Origin of the sequence: Streptomyces sp. NPDC048643, assembly GCF_040650615.1 — a bacterium.
In the GTDB taxonomy this organism is placed as follows: domain Bacteria; phylum Actinomycetota; class Actinomycetes; order Streptomycetales; family Streptomycetaceae; genus Streptomyces.
Window position 1 is genome coordinate 23,185 of the sequence record NZ_JBEZHO010000001.1, and the last position, 16,926, is coordinate 40,110.

Here is a 16,926-nt window from a genome sequence, read left to right on the forward strand (position 1 = left end):
GTTCCCCGCGCCCCTGAACAACACCCGGCAGCCCGTCGCTACCCGCCGGTGGGGGCTTGGCGCGCAGTTCCTCACGCCCCTGAACAGCACCAGCCGACAGCTTGTCCGCCGCCCGCCGGTGGGGGCCGATCGCGCCGTTCCCCGCGCCCCTGAGCAATACCCGGCAGCCCGTCCGCTACCCGCCGGTGGGGGCTTGGCGCGCCGTTCCTCGCGCCCCTGAACAGCACCAGCCGGCAGCTTGTCCGCCGCCCGCCGGTGGGGGCTTGTCGCGCCGTTCCCCGCGCCCCTGAACCACACCACCCGGCAGCATGTCCGCCGCCCGCCGGTGGGGGCCGGCGCGCCGTTCCTCGCGTCCCTGAGTCGTCGGCTGCTCACCGGGGTCGGTCGGGTTTTGCCGGGAGGTGGGGGCGGGTGCCGACCTGGGCTCGGTCGGCCGCGGCGGCGCCCTCGTGCCAGCCGGCCTCGTCGGTGATCCCGCGCATCCGGGTCGTCACGGTCTGCGGGAACATCTCGTCCAGATGGTTCGCCACCGCCACGTCACGGGCCGCGAGCACCGGCAGCAACTCCCCCTCCGTGGCGGTCACCTGGCCCTCGGCGACCGACGCGAGCCGGTCGCCGATGCGGTGCGCGTACGCCGCGAGGAACGACTGCCGGAAGGTCTTCGTGCGTTTGCGGCCGCCCGCCCGCTGGGCCGCCTCGGCCTTGGCCATCGCCCCCGTGGCCTGCACGAGGAGCGAGGTGTAGAGGAGTTCGACGGCCTCCAGGTCGGCTTCGAAACCGACCACGGTCGAGAAACCGAGGGCGTCGTTCCACACGGCGCGGCACCGGTTGGCACCGGCCACCGCGTCCAGGAGCACCGCCTTGGCCGTCTCGTACGGCGCCTCGACGCCGATGCGGCAGGCGCCGGGCCCGTCCTTCGCGTGGGTCCGGGCGGCGAGCAGCGCCTCGTCGATGCTGTGCCGCGCCATCAGCTCCTGCGCCTTGGCGCTGAGCGCCTCCGCCTCCTCCGGGAAGCCGGTCGCCTCCGCCTTGGCGAGGAGGGCGCGGATGCGGCCGAGCATGCGCGTCTCGCGCGGGGCGGAGGCCGGGGCCGGGGTGTGCGGTGTCTCCAGCGGCTCGATGGACGGCAGGCGCAGGAGCAGGCGGCACAGTTCCAGGGCCGCGGTCGCGTGGGAGAAGCGGTCGGTACGGACGTCGTGCGGCGTGGTGGCCAGCTCGTCGAGCTGCGCGGCCCAGCGCGCGCCCCGGGGTGAGCGGTCGCCGTCCTGCTCCTGGAGGATCAGGGAGGTGACCAGGCGTACGTGGAGGTCGTCCAGGTCGCGCCGTACGAGCCGTACGACGTCGGCGGGCTGCCAGCCGCGCCGCCAGGCCGCCGTGACGAACTCTCGCCCCCGGCGGGCGAGTTCGGCGTCGGATGCCGGGTCGGCGGCGAGCAGGGAGGCGCCGGTGTCGAGGGCCGCGTCGGAGTCGGCGTAGAGGGCGGCCTCGAAGGCGCGCTCCACGGTGCTGGACGTACTCATTCCCCGATGGTTTCACGGGCCCGGCGATGCGCTCGGGGTATGGCCTGCCCCACCCCCGGGACGCCCCCTGGTGGTCGTGTCCGGGAAGCCCGCGGACGGTTCGCTGGAGCCATGACGCACACCGCCGCACGGACCACCGCAGCCCCGCACCCGCACGCGCCGCCGCCCGGAACCCCGGCCCCTGCCGTCCCGGGAGGACGGGCATGCTGAGCCTGCGGTCCCTGCGGGCGCGGTGGCCCTCGTTCCTCGGCTGTTTCGTCGCCGTCGCGCTCGGGGTCGCGGTGATGACGGCGATGGCTCTCGGCCTGGCCGCCGCGACCGACCCGCCCCCGCGGCCGCCGACCCGCTTCGCGCATTCGCCGGTCGTGGTCATGGGCCGGGACACGGTCACCATGGAGGTGCGACGGGGTCCGGACACCGCCCGGGTGTCGAAGCCGCTCGCGCATCCACACCCTGTGGACAGCGAACTCCTGGCCGAACTGCGGATCTTGGGACGGGTACGGACCGACGGCGCGGCCCGCGACGCGGTCGGCGTCGACGCGCCCGCCCCGGCCGTACGGCGTCTCGTCGGCGGCCGGGGCCGCGTCCTGACCGGCGACGACCGGCATCTCGCCGACCCGTCCGCCGCCCGGGAGACCGAGGCGCTGGTGGGAGTCGACGCGCTGTTGGGCACGGCGGCCGGGGTCACGGCCTTCGTCGCGGTCTTCGTGACGGCGTCGACGTTCGCGTTCGTGGTCGCCCTGCGCCGACGGGAGTTCGGGCTGCTGCGGCTCGCCGGGGCGCTGCCCGGGCAGGTCCGGCGGACGGTGCTCGGGGAGGCGCTCGCGGTGGGCCTGGTGGCCTCCGCCCTCGGCTGCGTGCTGGGCGGCGCCGCCGCGCCCACGCTGGTGCGGGAGTTGGTGGAGGGCCAGGTGGCGCCGCCCTGGTTCGCCCTACGGGCGGGGACGCACTGGCCGTACGAAGTCGCCTTCTGCGTCGGGGTGTTGGTGGCGCTCGCTGGTGCGTGGGCTGCGGCTCGGCGCGCGGGGCGGACCGGCCCTCTGGAGGCGTTGCGGGAGGCGTCCGTCGACACGGGGGTGATGCCCGGGTCCCGGCGGGTGACCGGTGCGGTCCTGCTGGTGGCCGGGCTCGGCCTGACGGCCTGGACGCTGTACGCGGACCCGGCTGCCCTGCTGAAGCGCAAGACCTACGCGACCCAGCCGATGGTCCTCGTCACGGCGGTCGCCGTGCTGGCACCGGCGCTGGTCGGTCCGCTCGTCCGGCTGCTTCCGCTGCGGCGGCTGCCCCGCGCGTACGGCGTCCTGGTCCGCGCGAACGCCGCCGGGTCCGTCCGGCGCACCGCCGCCGTGGCCGCGCCGGCCCTGGTGACGGTCGCGCTGGCCGGATCGCTGCTCGGTTCGGCGGCGACGGTGACCGGCGCCCGGGCGACGGAGGCGCGGGAGCGGACGACGGCTCAACTCGTCGTCACCGGCGAGCGGTTGAGGCAGGTGCGGGTGCCCGGCGCGACGGTGTCCGGGACCGCGTCGACGGCCGTCTTCGTCGGGGAGGACGGGACCGCGCTCGTACGGTCGGACGCGCGGGCGGTGGACGACGTGGCGGCGTTCGCGGCGGTGACCCGGTTGCCGGTGGTCGCGGGGGACGTGCGGGATCTCGACGACCGGTCGATCGTCGTCGACGGGGAGTGGCGGCACGGCGAGGTCGGCTCCTGGGTCGACGTCCGGCTCGGCGACGGGCGCCCCGCGCGCCTGCGCATCGCCGCCGTGCTGGCGCGGGGCACGGGCGACAACGGTGCCTATGTGACGGCGGCCAACGCACCGGGCGCACAGCTCGACCGGCTCGACGTACGGATGCGGCCCGGAACCGACCCCGGGGCGGTCACGAGCGCGCTGCGCGCCTCCGGCGGCACGGTCCGGACGGCCTCGGAGTGGCTGGCCGCGACCGGACCGCGCTCCGGGACACAGACCCGGCTCGGGTTCCTGATGGTTCTCGGCATCGCGCTCGTCTACGCCGGCATCGCGCTCGCGGGCACCTGCCTCATGGCGACGTCCGCGCGGGGCGCCGAACTGCGGTCCCTGCGCCTGGCGGGCGCGACCAGGGGCCAGGTGCTGGGCCTGGTCGCGGGCGAGGCGGCGCTGGCGGTCGGCGTCGGAGCGGCCCTCGGAGCGACGGTCGCCGCGGTCAACCTCGCCGGACTGGCGGGAGCGCTCGGCCGGCTGTCGGCACCCGTGACGGTGACCGTGCCGTGGGTCCCGCTGACCGGCTGCGTCGGCGTGTGCCTCGCGATCGGGGTGGGGGCCTCGGTGGCGGGGGCCTCGCGACGGGCCTGACGGAGCCCCGGTCCGGCGCGCCCGGCGTGCTCGGCGACGCCCTCCGGCGCCGGGGGGCCGGTTGCCGGCGTCGAGCACGCCGGGCGCGGGCACCCGGGCTCCCTCCATCGATCTTTCCCGCGTGCACATCCCGCCGTGCGCATTCCGCCCCGCACATTCCCTCGGATCTCACGGGAGGACAGTCCCGACCCACTGTCAACTTCGGGTTGACACCCCCGCACTGTCAACCTAGCGTTGACACATGACGACGAACCCACCCGGCAAGGCATTCGTACGGCTCGACGACCTCATCGACGCCATCAAGAAGGTGCACAGCGACGCGCTCGACCAGCTTCAGGACGCGGTGATCGCGGCCGACCACCTGGGCGACGTGGCGGACCACCTGATCGGGCACTTCGTGGACCAGGCACGGCGTTCGGGCGCCTCCTGGACGGACATCGGCAAGAGCATGGGCGTCACCCGGCAGGCCGCCCAGAAGCGGTTCGTGCCCAAGGCGGAGGTGGACCTGGACCCCAGCCAGGGCTTCGGGCGCTACACCGAGCGGGCCCGCAAGGTGGTCATGGCCGCGCACGAGGCGTCCAAGGCGGCGGGCAACACCGAGGGGCTCCCCGAGCACCTCGTCCTCGGCCTGCTCACCGAGCCCGACGCCTTCGCGGCGCGGGCGATCACCGCGCAGGGCGTCTCCCTGGACACCGTCCGCGAGGCCGCCACCGCCGCCCTGCCGCCCGCCGCCGACGAGGTCCCCGAACTGGTTCCCTACGGTCCGGCGGCCAAGAAGGTCCTGGAGCTCACCTTCCGCGAGGCCCTGCGCCTCGGGCACAACTACGTCGGCACCGAGCACATCCTGCTCGCCCTGCTGGAGTTCGAGAACGGCACGGGCGTCCTCAGCGGCGTGGGCGTCGACAAGGCGACGGCCGAGGCCCACATCACCGCTCTGCTCGACGCGGTCGTGCGGCAGAAGCAGGCCTCGGAGGGGACCGCGTAGAGACACGGCGAAGCCGCTGGTCGCGTCGCCGGACGGCGTTGTCAGACCCCCCTGCGAGACTCGGAAGCATGACCGAGCGCTGGGCTCTCGCGCCGGCCGAGGACGGCGGCGCGGAGATCGCCGCCCTCGGCCCGGACGGGCTGCCCGCCGGGCCGGTCCGCCGGGAGCCCGACCTCGCCGAGGCCGTGCGGACCCGGCCGGACGTGACCCGGTGGGTGTGGCGTTCGACGGCCGACGTGTATCCGCGACTGCTCGCCACGGGGGTGCGAGTAGAGCGGTGCTACGACATGGAGGCCGCCGAGACCCTGCTGCTCGGACACGAGGGGCGGCTGGGCGAGCCCCGGTCGGCGGCCGCCGCGCTGGCACGGCTGCGCGGCGGCCCCGTGCCGCCGGACCCGCCGCAGCGTTCCGCCGAGCCGGGTTCGCAGTCCTCCCTCTTCGAACCGCGCCCGGTCCACCTGCCGCTCGCGGACCTCCTCGCCGTCTACGCCGACCAGCAGCGCCGGCACGACACCAGCGCCCACCCCGAGCGGATGCGGCTGCTGACCGCCGCCGAGTCCGCGGGGATGCTGGTCGCCGCCGAGATGAACCAGTCGGGGCTCCCGTGGAGCGCGGACGTCCACCGTGACGTCCTGCACGAACTGCTCGGCGAGCGCTACACCGGAGGCGGTGAGCCGCGCCGACTGGCCGAGCTGACCGACGAGATCTCCGCCGCGTTCGGCAGACGCGTCAGGCCCGACCTTCCCGCCGACGTCGTCAAGGCGTTCGCGCAGGCCGGGATCAAGGTCAGGTCCACCCGGCGCTGGGAGATCGAGTCCGTCGACCACCCGGCCGTGAAACCCCTCCTGGAGTACAAGAAGCTGTACCGGATCTGGGTCGCCCACGGCTGGTCCTGGCTCCAGGACTGGGTCCGCGACGGCCGCTTCCGCCCCGAGTACCTTCCGGGCGGGACCGTCACCGGGCGCTGGGTGACCAACGGCGGCGGCGCCCTCCAGATCCCCAAGGTGATCCGCAGGGCGGTCGTCGCCGACCCCGGCTGGCGGCTGGTCGTCGCCGACGCCGACCAGATGGAGCCGCGCGTCCTCGCCGCCATCTCGCGCGACCCCGGTCTGATGGAGGTCGCCGGCCGCGAGAGCGACCTCTACCAGTCGGTGTCGGACCGGGCCTTCTCCGGCGACCGCGCCCAGGCCAAACTCGCCGTGCTCGGCGCGGTGTACGGCCAGACCTCCGGCGACGGCCTCAAGAACCTCGCGCTCCTGCGCCGCCGTTTCCCCCGGGCCGTGGCCTACGTGGACGACGCGGCCCGCGCGGGCGAGGAGGGCCGACTCGTCCGGACCTGGCTCGGCCGGACCTGCCCCCCGGCCGCCGGAGCGCGCGACGGCGGCGACGAAGCGGGCATCCCGCAGGACGATCCCACCGAGACCCCCGCCGGCCAGGGCTGGGTGCCGGGGTACGCGTCCTCCGACTCCCGCGCCCGCGGCCGGTTCGCGCGCAACTTCGTCGTGCAGGGCAGCGCCGCCGACTGGGCCCTGCTGATGCTGGCGGGGCTGCGCCGCACCTGCGAGGGCCTCGCCGCCGAGCTGGTCTTCTTCCAGCACGACGAGGTGATCGTGCACTGTCCCGCCGAGGAGGCCGACGCCGTCGTGGCCGCCATCCGCGACGCGGCCGAACTCGCCGGCCGCCTCACCTTCGGGGAGACCCCGGTCCGCTTCCCGTTCACGACAGCGGTCGTCAGCTGCTACGCGGACGCCAAGTAGCCGCCCCACACGCCCCGATGACACCACCCCGCACCGACCACCGGCGACATCCGAAACGGGCTCGGACCGTCCGAGGGAGGCGGTCAGGCCGACGGTGCTGGGCAGCAGCCCGACGCTCAGCCGGCGGTGAAGCCGGCGTCAGCGGACCGTCGGCGGTCGGCGGCCGGAGGGAGGGGCGGCTGAGCCGGTGTCAGCGGGACCGGTCGCCGGACGGCCGGACACCCGCAGTCCAGCCGTCGGTGAACCGGCCTCCGCGCGGCCGGCATCACGTCGCCAGCAGCTTTCTCAGTTCGCCCACGACCGGGCTGTCCGTGTCCTCCAGGGCTTCCAGGGCCGACGCCCACTCGCGGTACGCGGCCTGTGCGTCGCCCTGTTCGCGCAGGAGCAGGCCCCGCTGGTGCCGGGCGAGACCGCCGGTGTACCGGTCCGCGCGGCGGTCGGCGCGGCAGCACAGCAGGTCGCACTCGCGCGCCGCCCGCTCCCGGTGGCCCACGCCGCGCAGGGCGCGCACCAGGCCGAGCCGGGTCTGCGACTCCCCGTGCCAGTCGCCATGACTGCCCAGCACCCGCAGACTCTCCTCGAAGTGCGGTACGGCGGCGGCCGGTTCGCCGAGCGTGAGGTGGGCGTAGCCGATGTTGCAGTGCGCGGAGTGCCGGATGATCACGTCCTGCACGGCCTCGCCGATCGCGAGGCTGCGCTTGTGGTGGTCGATGGCGGCCCGCGGATCACTGTGCTCGTACAGGTTGCCGAGGTGGCTGTAGGTGATGGCCTCCATGTGCGGGTCGCCGAGCTCCCGGGAGAACTGCAGGCTCTGCAGCAGTGCCTCACCGGACTCGTCGTAACGGCCGAGGCCTTCGAGGAGCATGCCCCGGTTGTTCAGGCCCCGTCGCACCCAGGACAGCACGCCGAGGCGGCGCCAGATCGCGAGCGCCTCGTCGTTCAGGGCGAGGGCCTCGCCCGCCCGGCCCGTCATGAAGTGCAGCCCGCCGAGGTCGCCGAGCGCGTACGCCTCGGCCGCGTCGTCGCCGAGCAGCCGCGCCCCTTCGAGCGCGGCCCGCTGGAGCCGCTCCAACTCGGCCACGTGCCCGCTGCGTTGGACGTACGGGTTGAGCATGCGGGCCAGCAGCGGGACGTACGGGGAGGTGCGTGCGTACCGCTCCGCCAGCGCGACCGCGTTCGCCAGCTCGGAGTCGCCCCAGGCGAAGGCCTCCCGTGCCGAGCGGAAGGCGGGCGTGGCCGCCACGTCCGCCGTGTGTCCGGCGGGCTGTGAGGCGGTCGGCCTGCTGCGGTCCTCGCGGTCGAGCCCGGGTTCGAGGATCGCCTCCAGGGACCGGGCGGCGACCGAGGCGTACCAGCGCAGGGCCCGCTCGGCGACGATCGCGTCATGCCCGCCGGGTGCGGTGGCGGGCCGGTCGCCGGGGACAGCCGGTCCGCGCCCTCCGGGCACGGCGGCCGGACCGAGGACGTCGGAGAAGCCCTGACGCGGGGAGGCGCCGTCCGGAACCGGGCCCCTCGTGGCGAGGACGCACTCGGCGGCGCCCGCGATCTCCCGCGCGAAGTCCCGCACGAGGTCGTGGGGCGCGTAGCGGCCGTACGCCGTCTCCTCCAGGAGGGCCACGTCGACGAGGCGGTCGAGGGCGGCCTCGGCGCGGCGCTCGCCGGTGCCGGTGAGACGGGCGAGCAGGGCGGCTCCGTAGACGGGCAGGTCGAGCGCGCCGATCCGGCACAGCGCGAGCGCCGCGTCCCGGTCCGCCTCGCGGTCGGAGGCGCGCAGCGCGTCGTGTGCGACGGCCAGGGAGCGGCGCACGCTCAGGTCGTCGTACTCCAGGTGATGCAACCGACCTTCGGTGGCGGCGAGTTGACCGGCCAGCACGTCGGGGGTGAGGGCGCTGCGCGCGGCGAGGCGGGCCGCGACGACGCGGAGGGCGAGGGGCAGCCGGCCGGTGAGTTCGACGAGGGGGTGCCCGCTGTCGAGGCCGTCCTGGCGGCCGGAGACGGCGCGGAGCAGGGCCGCGCTGTCCTCGTCGGTGAGGGGGGCGAGGGGGAAGCGGTGGGCGCCGTCCAGGGCGGTGAGCGGTGAGCGGCTCGTCACGATCACCGCGCAGTCCGGTCCCGCCGGCAGCAGCGGGCGCACCTGGGCGGCGTGGGACGCGTCGTCGAGGACCATGAGGGTGCGGGTCGGCGCGAGCGTCGAGCGGAGCAACGCGGCCGCCGCGTCGGCGTTCTCGGGGACGCGGCGGGGTTCCACGCCCAGGTCGCGCAGGAGTGCGGCGAGGGCCTGGCCCGCGGTGATCGGGGTCATGCCGGGCGTTGCGCCGTGCAGGTTCACGTACAACTGGCCGTCGGGGAAACGTTCCCTCAACTCGTGCGCCACGTGTAGCGCGAGTGCGCTCTTGCCGACGCCGGCCATGCCGCTGATCACGGTGACGCGGGTGGAGGCGGGGGCGGTGCAGTGGGGGTGCCATGCGTTGCCGGACCGGGGTGGCGGCTCCGGGAACGCGGCGGGCTGCTGCGGCCGCAGGATCCGGATCAGCTGGTCCCGGAGGTCCACGCGGCCCATGAAGTGGGCCGGTGGCAGTGGCAGTTGGGCGGGGCAGGACGGCGGGGACGGCTCCGCCCTCTCCCGGTCGGTGGGCCCGGCTTCCGTGGGCCCGGCTTCCGTGGGCCGGTCTTCGGCGCCGGTCCGGTCCGCTTCCGCACCCCGCCGACCGCTGGGGGCGGTGTCCGCGTCCCGGTCCGTCGCGCGCAGGATCTCCAGGTGGGCCTCGCGCACCGCGGGGCCCGGCTCGATGCCGAGCTCCTCGATCAGGCGGGCCCGCAGGTCACGGTGGACGGCGAGGGCCTCGGCCTGGCGTCCGGTGCGGTGCAGGACGAGCATCAGCAGCCGGTGGAAGGACTCGCGGAGCGGATGTTCGGCGATCCGGGCGGCCAGCTCGGGGGCGAGCCCGTCGAGCCGGGCCACGGTCGGCGCGAGGCGCAGCTCCGCCTCGTACCCCCATTCCAGGACCAGGAGCCGCGCCTCCTCCAGCCGCTGGACGAGGGCGTGTCCGCCGGTCTCGGGCGGCAGGCCGCTCAGTGGGGCGCCGCGCCAGAGCGCGAGTGCGGCGGCGGACTCCCGCAGCGCCCGCTCCGCGTCGGGTCCGGCGTGTGCCTCGCGCGCCGCGGTGGCGTGCCGCTCGAAGAGGCGGACGTCCAGCTCGCCCTCGGCGACGCGCAGGACGTAGCCCGGCGGTACGGCGCGCAGCCGTTCCGGATCGTCGAGGAGGCGGCGCAGCCGGGTCACGTGGTTGTGCAGCGACGCCTGGGCGGAGGCGGGAGGAGCACCGCCCCACAGCGCGTCCTTGAGGGCGTCGACGGAGACGACCCGGCCCGGTTCGAGAAGGAGTGCGGCCAGCAGGGCACGGGTCTTGCCGCTGCCGATCGGGACGACCTCACCGTCGGCGCCGTAGAGGACCGGCGGCCCCAGCAGCCCGAACCGCAGCCCGTTCCGCATCACACCGCCCCACTGCCTTCCCGCCCGGCCCCGGTGGCCACGCTCCACGACGCGTTCGCGTCCCCTGACGACGGCCCCCGTCGGCCGACCGACCGTTCCCTCCCGGGAACGTTGGCCTCATGTTAGCGATCCGTTGGTGTGGCCTGATGTGATCACTTCATCGGATCTGGCCCGACGGTGCGCGCGTACTACGCGTAACTCGGGGGAGTGTCGCCGCCGCGGCCACATCCGGGACGTGGCAGGCCCCGGTCGTCGAGGTGAGCGACCGGGGCCTCCGTCTGTCCCGTGCCGGACTTCCACCGGCGCCCGTGGGGCGTGCGCGGGGCGTCCGGGGCGGGCCCGCCCGGCGGGTGCGCCTGCAACGCCCGGGCGCTCCGGCCCGATCCGGACGGGTGTCCCTAGATGACGGGCGGCCGCCCGAGCCGGGTGAGACGCCAGACCGTGCGCCAGCGCATCGGGCGCCGTTCGCCGCCGGACTGCCGCAGCCCCTCCGCGAATCCGCCGAACCAGGCCTTCAGTCCGCCGGCCGACCGGGTCCGCAGGAGCGTGAGCACCATCCAGATGCCCAGGTGGACCGGGATCAGCGGCAGGGGCAGCCGGCGGCGGGTCAGCCACACCCGGTTGCGGGCGGTGACCCGGTAGTAGATGGCGTGGCGGGCCGGCGAGGTCTTGGGGTGCTGGAGGAGCAGCCGGGGCTCGTAGAGGACGGTCCAGCCGGCGTCGATGGCCCGCCAGGCGAGGTCGGTCTCCTCGTGCGCGAAGAAGAACTCGGCGGGCCAGTCCCCCGTCTCGGCGAGCATCGGCATGGACAGCGCGTGGCCGCCGCCGAGGAAGCCGGTGACCGGGCCGCCACGCATCGGGTCCTTCGCGCCGACCCTCGGCACGTGCCGGCGCTGCGTCTCGCCCAGCTCGTCGGCGATCCGGAAGCCGACGATGCCGAGGCGCGGCCGGGCCGCGTACAGGTCGCGCACCGTGCGCAGGACGTCGCCGTCGACGAGGAGGCCGTCGTCGTCGAGTTCGACGACCACGTCCACGTCCCCGAACTCACGCAACCGGGCGAGCCCCACGTTCCGGCCACCGGGGCAGCCGAGGTTCTCGTCGAGTTCGATCCCGGTCACCTCGCCGGGCAGGCCGAGGCGTTCGGCGAACTCGGGCAGCGGGCAGCCGTTGCCGACGATCACGATCCGGGTGGGCGCGAGATCCTGCTTGGCCACGGAGGTCAGCAGGGCGTCGACCTCGGCGGGACGGTTGCCCATGGTTACCACGGCAACGGCGATCCGCGGCCCCTCCTCCGCCTGTGACACGACACCCACCCCATCCCGGCCGACAACTGTGCCGCGATGCTAGCCGTTCACCGGAAAGCCCCCTCACGTACGCCCCCGGGTCCGCGGCGCGTACGTCCGGGTCTACACCCATACGTCCGCCGCCGGGCCCCGATGTCCCCCGGATCTTCTTGCGCGACTCACCTGTGGCGAACCGTCAGGGCGTCCGTCCGGCCGCGTTCAGTGCGCCACCGGCGGCGCCACGCATCCCGTCTCCGGGTACGGGCCCGTGACCTCCGTCCACACCTGGTCGGCGTCCAGCATCCCGGAGACGCAGGCGGTGGCGCCGATCCGGATGCCGTAGAGCGTGCCCGGCACCTTCTCCGCGTGGTCCACGTTCCAGCGCGACCACGGCTCCTGGACGCGCAGGTCGGCGGGCGGGAAACCGAGGGCGGCGAGCGCGGGGCGTACGGCGTCCGGGCCGACGCGACCCTCGGCGCGGAGCTTCTCCAGTACGGGCCGGACCTTCGCGGCCTCCTTCCGCGCCGTCTCCCTGTCCGCCGCGGTCATCCGGCCGGGCCGGCGTCCGATGTTGTTCTCCTCGTTGTGCGGCGCGCTGTCGCCACGGTCGGGCTCGGCGTGCGGGCTCGACGGCGCGGCGGCCGAAGAGGCGACCGGGGAAGGCGAGTCGGCAGTTCCGCCGGGTGCCGCGGCCGGGCGGTGGGTGCCGCAACCGGTCAGACAGAGGACTGCGGACAGGGCCGTCGCGGCGGTGAGGGCGGAGACGGCCGGGAGGCGCTTGCGCGAGGACATGCCGTCCAGGGTGGCAGAGGGGCCCCGGGGACACCTGAGTACGCGCACTCAGCGCGAACCGGCCACCGGCGCGAAGGAGTTGGTGGGGACAGGCCGAAGAGCGGCCGGTGCCACGCTGCTCGCTCTCCCCCCACAGGTCGCATGCCCAGACCCGGGCGTGAACCCCACATGAAGGAAACGAAGTTGAGACGCAGCAGACTGAGGAAGGCGCGTGTCCCGGTCGCCACGGCCGTCGCGATAGCGGTGGCCTGCGGGATCGGCACGACGCAGGCCTACGCGAACGCGGTCCCTCCGGGCGCGGCCGACGGCTGGTCCCCCACCCCCAAGTCCGCGCAGGCGGACGGGAAGGACCCGGCGAAGAGCCGGCCGGACGCGGTCCCCGCGAAGCAGCGCGCCGAACTGCTCGGCAAGAACTACAGCGCGTCCGCCGACCGGGCGTTCACCACGTCCGGCGACGGCACCGGCTTCCACGTCATGATCGCCGACGAGAAGAGCGGCTACGCCTGGAAGACAGCCGCCTCCCTGTCCGAGCCGGGCTTCGAGACGGACACCTGGATCGGCAACGCCTGCCTGACCGGCTCCGGCCGGTACGCGGCCGTCGCCTACGCGCCGCGCACCTTCACCAACAAACCCGACCTGCTGAGCCGCGGCGCGTTCACCGCGATCGTGGACCTGCGGTCCGGGGCCGTGCGCAAGCTCCCCTTCCAGGCCACCCTCGGCTACTTCTCCCCCGGCTGCGGCACCACCGAGAACGCCGTGTTCTCGCAGTTCACCGACGAGGCCACCTCCCGCACGAACGAGACGCGGCTCGTCTCGGTCACCGCCGCCGGCGGCAAGGCCGTGGCCACGAAGGTGCCCGGCCAGGTCACCTCGGCCGTCCCCGTCGACGGCGCGATCGTCGGCGCCCGCGGCAACCGGGTCGTCCGTGTCCAGGGCGGCACGGTGAAGACCGTGGCCGTCACCCACGCGGTCCCCTTCCAGCTGCAGCCCGACGCCGACGGCGGTGTCACCTTCATCGACCGGCTGCCCGGGGGCGCCAAGAAGTCCTCCACCGACGACCGGGCCGCCGTCTCCCGCGTCGCCGCGAGCGCGTTGCGCACACCCGACAGCAAGGGCCGGGCGACCCAACTCGGAGAGGGCTCGCTCACCGCGTTCGACCTGGCGCGCACCCCCGCCGGCGCGGTGTACGTGACCGGCTCGGCGAAGACGGGCGGATCGCTCCCGCCGGCCGTCCGCAACCCGGGCGGCATCGCGAAGGACGCCCGGATCTCCAGCCGCGGCGGGGCCGCGGTGACCACCGCGTGGGCGGACGGCAAGGACTCCCGCATCTCCCAGAAGGACTCCTTCTCGGCGCGCGCCGCGCGGATCACGCTGAAGGCCCTGGACACCGGGAGGAGCACCGTCCTCGACGCCGCCCCGGGCAACCGGATCGGTGACGCGGCCGCCCAGCGCGCCGCGACCGCGATGAGCCCGGCGCTGGCCGCGCCCGCGGGGTCCGCGTCGGGGAAGTCCGCCACCGGGAGGTCCACGTCCCCGAAGTCCGGCAAGGCAAGCCCGATGGCCGCGCCGGTCGACACCGACCGCACGTGCTCGGTGCCGCGCAACGACCCGAAGAAGCAGGCGTTCCAGCCCACCCCGCGGCAGATCGAGTGGGCCGTGGACCAGGCCGTCGTCGGCACCCTCAACAAGGGCGCGACCCGCGCGGCGAACTGGAAGAACACGGGCATGGGCGCCTACGCGCCGCAGACCCTGTTCCCGCTCCAGGCACTGAGCGGCGGCAGCGGGGCCAACTGGCACATCCCCGCGCAGGTGATGCTCGGCGTCACCGCGCAGGAGTCGAACATGTGGCAGGCGACCCGCTATGCCGTACCCGGCGTCACCGCGAACCCGCTCGTCGGCAACTTCTACGGCGTCTCCTACTCCTCCGACGGCACCCAGACCGACCCGTGGGCCATCGACTGGAGCAAGTCCGACTGCGGTTACGGCGTCACCCAGGTCACCGACGGCATGCGGCTGCCGGGCAAGGGCCAGCCGACGAAGACGCCCGCGCAGCAGGAGGCCATCGCCCTCGACTACGCGGCGAACATCGCGTCCGGCGTGAACATCCTGGTCGAGAAGTGGAACCAGACCCGTGCCGACGGGATCACCATCAACGACGGCAGCCCGCAGTGGATCGAGAACTGGTTCGCCGCCCTGTGGTCGTACAACACGGGCTACCACCTGAAGGCGGACGCGGGCAGCAACGCCGGCAAGTGGGGCCTCGGCTGGACCAACAACCCGGCGAACCCGCTGTGGAAGGAGAACCGCACGCCGTTCCTGGAGAACTCGGCCGGCGGTGACGACTACAGCCACGCCGCCCACCCGCAGGACTGGCCGTACGAGGAGAAGGTCATCGGCTGGGCGGCCCGCCCGATCTCGGCGATGTTCGCCCCCGGCGACTTCCAGCCCGGCTACCGCGCCGCCTGGTGGACGACGACCGCCGCGCGCACCGCGGCCAAGCCGCCCATCTCGCTGTTCTGCGACAGCAGCAACAACTGCAACCCGTCGAAGATCAGCGACAGCGCGACCAACAACACCGGCGGCGGCCCCTGCCTGCTGCCCGGTGACCCGAGCACCTCGGACCCGCTCTATCTGAAGTGCTGGTTCACCAAGGCCTCCACCTGGAAGAACTGCACCTCGGCCGCCCTGTGCGGCAACGCGCTCCACCGGTTCGACGACACCTATCCCGAGCAGCCGGACGCCAACTCGTACCCGCCCGACTGCTCGTCCGGTCTGCCATCCGGCACCTACGTCGTCGACGACGTCGACAACGGTGTCGTACCGGCCGGATCCAGTGGCCGATCGTGCGGGACCGTCTCCTCGGCGGGCACCTTCGGCTTCGGCTTCGGCACCGCCTCCGGCCGGATCGACCTGCACCAGATCGGCGCCGCCTACGGCAACCACTTCTGGTTCTCGCACACCAACAAGAGCGGGACGGCCGACGCGACCAAGCTCCAGACCACCGGAACCTGGACGCTGAACAAGGCGGACCGCGGCTGGATGCGCGTGTGGGTGCACCTGCCGGACCACGGCGCGCACACCCGCCAGGCGCTGTACAAGGTCGGCGGCTCCAACTCGACCAGCCCCAACCGGACGCTCCTCCAGCGGGTGATGAAGAACCAGTGGGTCTCCCTCGGGGTCTTCAACTTCACCGGCACACCCACGGTCTCCCTGTCGAACGTCACCCAGGACGGCAAGGGCACCGAGGACGTCGCGTGGGACTCCGTCGGCTTCCAGCCCATGGGCGCCAAGCCCGCCAACCAGGTCGTCGCGATGGGCGACTCCTACTCCTCGGGCGAGGGCGCCTCGGCGAACGGCGGCGACGACTACTACCCCGAGTCCGACTACTACGACTCGACGCAGCCCGACACCGAGGACAAGTGCCACCGGTCCAAGTACGCCTGGTCGCGGCAGGCCACCCTGCCCGGCTACTCCAAGTCGATCGGCGCGATGGCCGACGACCGCGACGCGGCCATGGACTACCACTTCATCGCCTGTTCCGGTGCCCGCCACTTCAACATCCTCAACCAGGGCCAGAGCAGTGAACTCCCGCAGATCCAGCAGGGTTACCTCGACCAGAACACCACCCTGGTGACCCTGTCCATCGGCGGCAACGACGCCCGGTTCGCCGACATCGTCCAGGAGTGCATCACGGCCCTGACCGTGTGCAACAACAACTCCATCGACGCCGTCGACCCGGACACCGGCCAGAAGAACGGCCAGAAGACCGGCTCCCTGGAGGACTGGGCGCCCACCTGGCTGCACGACCAGATCAGGCCACGCCTGGCGAGCATGCTCGGCGCGCTCCACCAGAAGGCGCCGAACGCCAAGATCGTGCTGATGGGCTACCCGAAACTCCTGGAGAAGGACGGGAGTTGCGTCATCGGGATCGGCACGGAGGAAGCGCCGTGGCTGAACGGCATGGCCGACACACTCGCCGCCGAGATGCAGGGCGCGGTCAACGACGCCAACACCGCGTACAGCGCGAAGGCGGTGTTCTCCGACCCGCGCGACGAGTTCGCCGGCAAGGCCATCTGCGGTGATCCGGAGGACGTGAACGGCATCGTCCTGTCCGGTCACTCGAAGGCCGACAACCGCGACTGGGACTGGCTGCCGGGCAACGTGGCACCGTCCATGAAGTCGTTCCACCCGAAGATCGCGGGCGCCCGGCTGTACGCCGACAGCCTGCAGCACTCGCTGTGAGCCACCCAACACGGTTCACGAGAGGCTGAGTTGAGATGAGGGCGGGGGTCCGGGTGCGTGCACCCGGACCCCCGTCCCCGTGCCATGGAAGGCTGCCACCATGACGAACCGCACCACCGCCGGCCGGGCCACCCGCTGGGCGAAGGGCACCGCCGTCGCCGCGGTGTCCGCCGTCGTCTGCTACGGGATCTGGACGTCCTGCCGCTCCTGGGCGCAGGGCGTGCGCGACGCGAGCGAGGACGCCTTCCTCGCCGGGTCCCTCGAATCGCTCCTCGCCGGGATCGCCGGCGTCCTGTCCATGCCGCTGCTGCTCTGGGCGGGGATGCGCCTGCTCGGCGAACGCGGCAACCATCTCCTGCTGCTCGCGGGCACGGTGGCGTGGTTCCTGATCGGGGGCCACGTCGTCGAGGACGCGGTCGGGCACGGCGCCACGGCCGCGTTCCTGGCCCTGTTCGCCGTCCTGGGCGGGCTGGCGGCACTGACCCAGCCACGCCCGGCGTGAACGACTTCGCGGGTACGGACCGCGT

Annotated in this window: 9 protein-coding genes; 5 read left to right on the forward strand and 4 right to left on the reverse strand. The window is 74.0% G+C overall.

Going from position 1 to position 16,926, the window contains the following annotated elements:
• Positions 1–371 precede the first annotated feature (371 nt).
• Positions 372–1,520 (reverse strand): DUF2786 domain-containing protein, encoded by a 1,149-nt coding sequence (locus tag AB0C62_RS00115; RefSeq protein WP_362968742.1) that lies wholly within the window; start codon positions 1,518–1,520, stop codon positions 372–374.
• A 203-nt stretch (positions 1,521–1,723) separates the two neighbouring features.
• Between AB0C62_RS00115 and AB0C62_RS00120 the strand changes: the two genes are divergently transcribed.
• From AB0C62_RS00120 to AB0C62_RS00130, 3 genes are all read left to right on the forward strand, one after another.
• Positions 1,724–3,847 carry an ABC transporter permease gene (locus AB0C62_RS00120; RefSeq protein WP_362968745.1) on the forward strand — a complete coding sequence of 708 codons (2,124 nt, stop codon included), beginning with the start codon at positions 1,724–1,726 and terminating at the stop codon, positions 3,845–3,847.
• A 241-nt stretch (positions 3,848–4,088) separates the two neighbouring features.
• On the forward strand, positions 4,089–4,832 hold the full coding sequence (locus AB0C62_RS00125) for a Clp protease N-terminal domain-containing protein (RefSeq protein ID WP_362968747.1): 744 nt from the start codon (positions 4,089–4,091) through the stop codon (positions 4,830–4,832).
• Positions 4,833–4,900: 68 nt separating this feature from the next.
• On the forward strand, positions 4,901–6,589 hold the full coding sequence (locus AB0C62_RS00130; RefSeq protein ID WP_362968749.1) for a bifunctional 3'-5' exonuclease/DNA polymerase: 1,689 nt from the start codon (positions 4,901–4,903) through the stop codon (positions 6,587–6,589).
• Positions 6,590–6,854: 265 nt separating this feature from the next.
• Here AB0C62_RS00130 and AB0C62_RS00135 read toward each other — a convergent pair whose 3' ends face one another.
• The 3 genes from AB0C62_RS00135 to AB0C62_RS00145 form a co-directional block, all read right to left on the reverse strand.
• Positions 6,855–10,082 carry a BTAD domain-containing putative transcriptional regulator gene (locus AB0C62_RS00135; RefSeq protein ID WP_362968751.1) on the reverse strand — a complete coding sequence of 1,076 codons (3,228 nt, stop codon included), beginning with the start codon at positions 10,080–10,082 and terminating at the stop codon, positions 6,855–6,857.
• Between the two features lie 398 nt (positions 10,083–10,480).
• Positions 10,481–11,395: a glycosyltransferase gene (locus tag AB0C62_RS00140; RefSeq protein ID WP_362968753.1), complete on the reverse strand. Its 915-nt coding sequence runs from the start codon at positions 11,393–11,395 to the stop codon at positions 10,481–10,483.
• A 189-nt stretch (positions 11,396–11,584) separates the two neighbouring features.
• Entirely contained in the window at positions 11,585–12,157 is a 573-nt protein-coding gene (locus AB0C62_RS00145) for a hypothetical protein (RefSeq protein ID WP_362968756.1), read from the reverse strand.
• 183 nt (positions 12,158–12,340) lie between these two features.
• Between AB0C62_RS00145 and AB0C62_RS00150 the strand changes: the two genes are divergently transcribed.
• A complete protein-coding gene (locus AB0C62_RS00150) occupies positions 12,341–16,399 on the forward strand; it encodes a NocE (protein ID WP_362968758.1) in 4,059 nt (1,352 codons plus the stop codon).
• Between the two features lie 100 nt (positions 16,400–16,499).
• A complete protein-coding gene (locus AB0C62_RS00155) occupies positions 16,500–16,901 on the forward strand; it encodes a hypothetical protein (RefSeq protein ID WP_362968760.1) in 402 nt (133 codons plus the stop codon).
• Positions 16,902–16,926 lie beyond the last annotated feature (25 nt).

Bases quoted from the DNA above. Each gene is read 5' to 3' on its own strand.
- AB0C62_RS00115 (WP_362968742.1), bottom strand. From the start codon at position 1,520: ATGAGTACGTCCAGCACCGTGGAGCGCGCCTTCGAGGCCGCCCTCTAC.
- AB0C62_RS00125 (WP_362968747.1), top strand. From the start codon at position 4,089: ATGACGACGAACCCACCCGGCAAGGCATTCGTACGGCTCGACGACCTC.
- AB0C62_RS00120 (WP_362968745.1), top strand. From the start codon at position 1,724: ATGCTGAGCCTGCGGTCCCTGCGGGCGCGGTGGCCCTCGTTCCTCGGC.
- AB0C62_RS00145 (WP_362968756.1), bottom strand. From the start codon at position 12,157: ATGTCCTCGCGCAAGCGCCTCCCGGCCGTCTCCGCCCTCACCGCCGCG.
- AB0C62_RS00155 (WP_362968760.1), top strand. From the start codon at position 16,500: ATGACGAACCGCACCACCGCCGGCCGGGCCACCCGCTGGGCGAAGGGC.
- AB0C62_RS00130 (WP_362968749.1), top strand. From the start codon at position 4,901: ATGACCGAGCGCTGGGCTCTCGCGCCGGCCGAGGACGGCGGCGCGGAG.
- AB0C62_RS00135 (WP_362968751.1), bottom strand. From the start codon at position 10,082: ATGCGGAACGGGCTGCGGTTCGGGCTGCTGGGGCCGCCGGTCCTCTAC.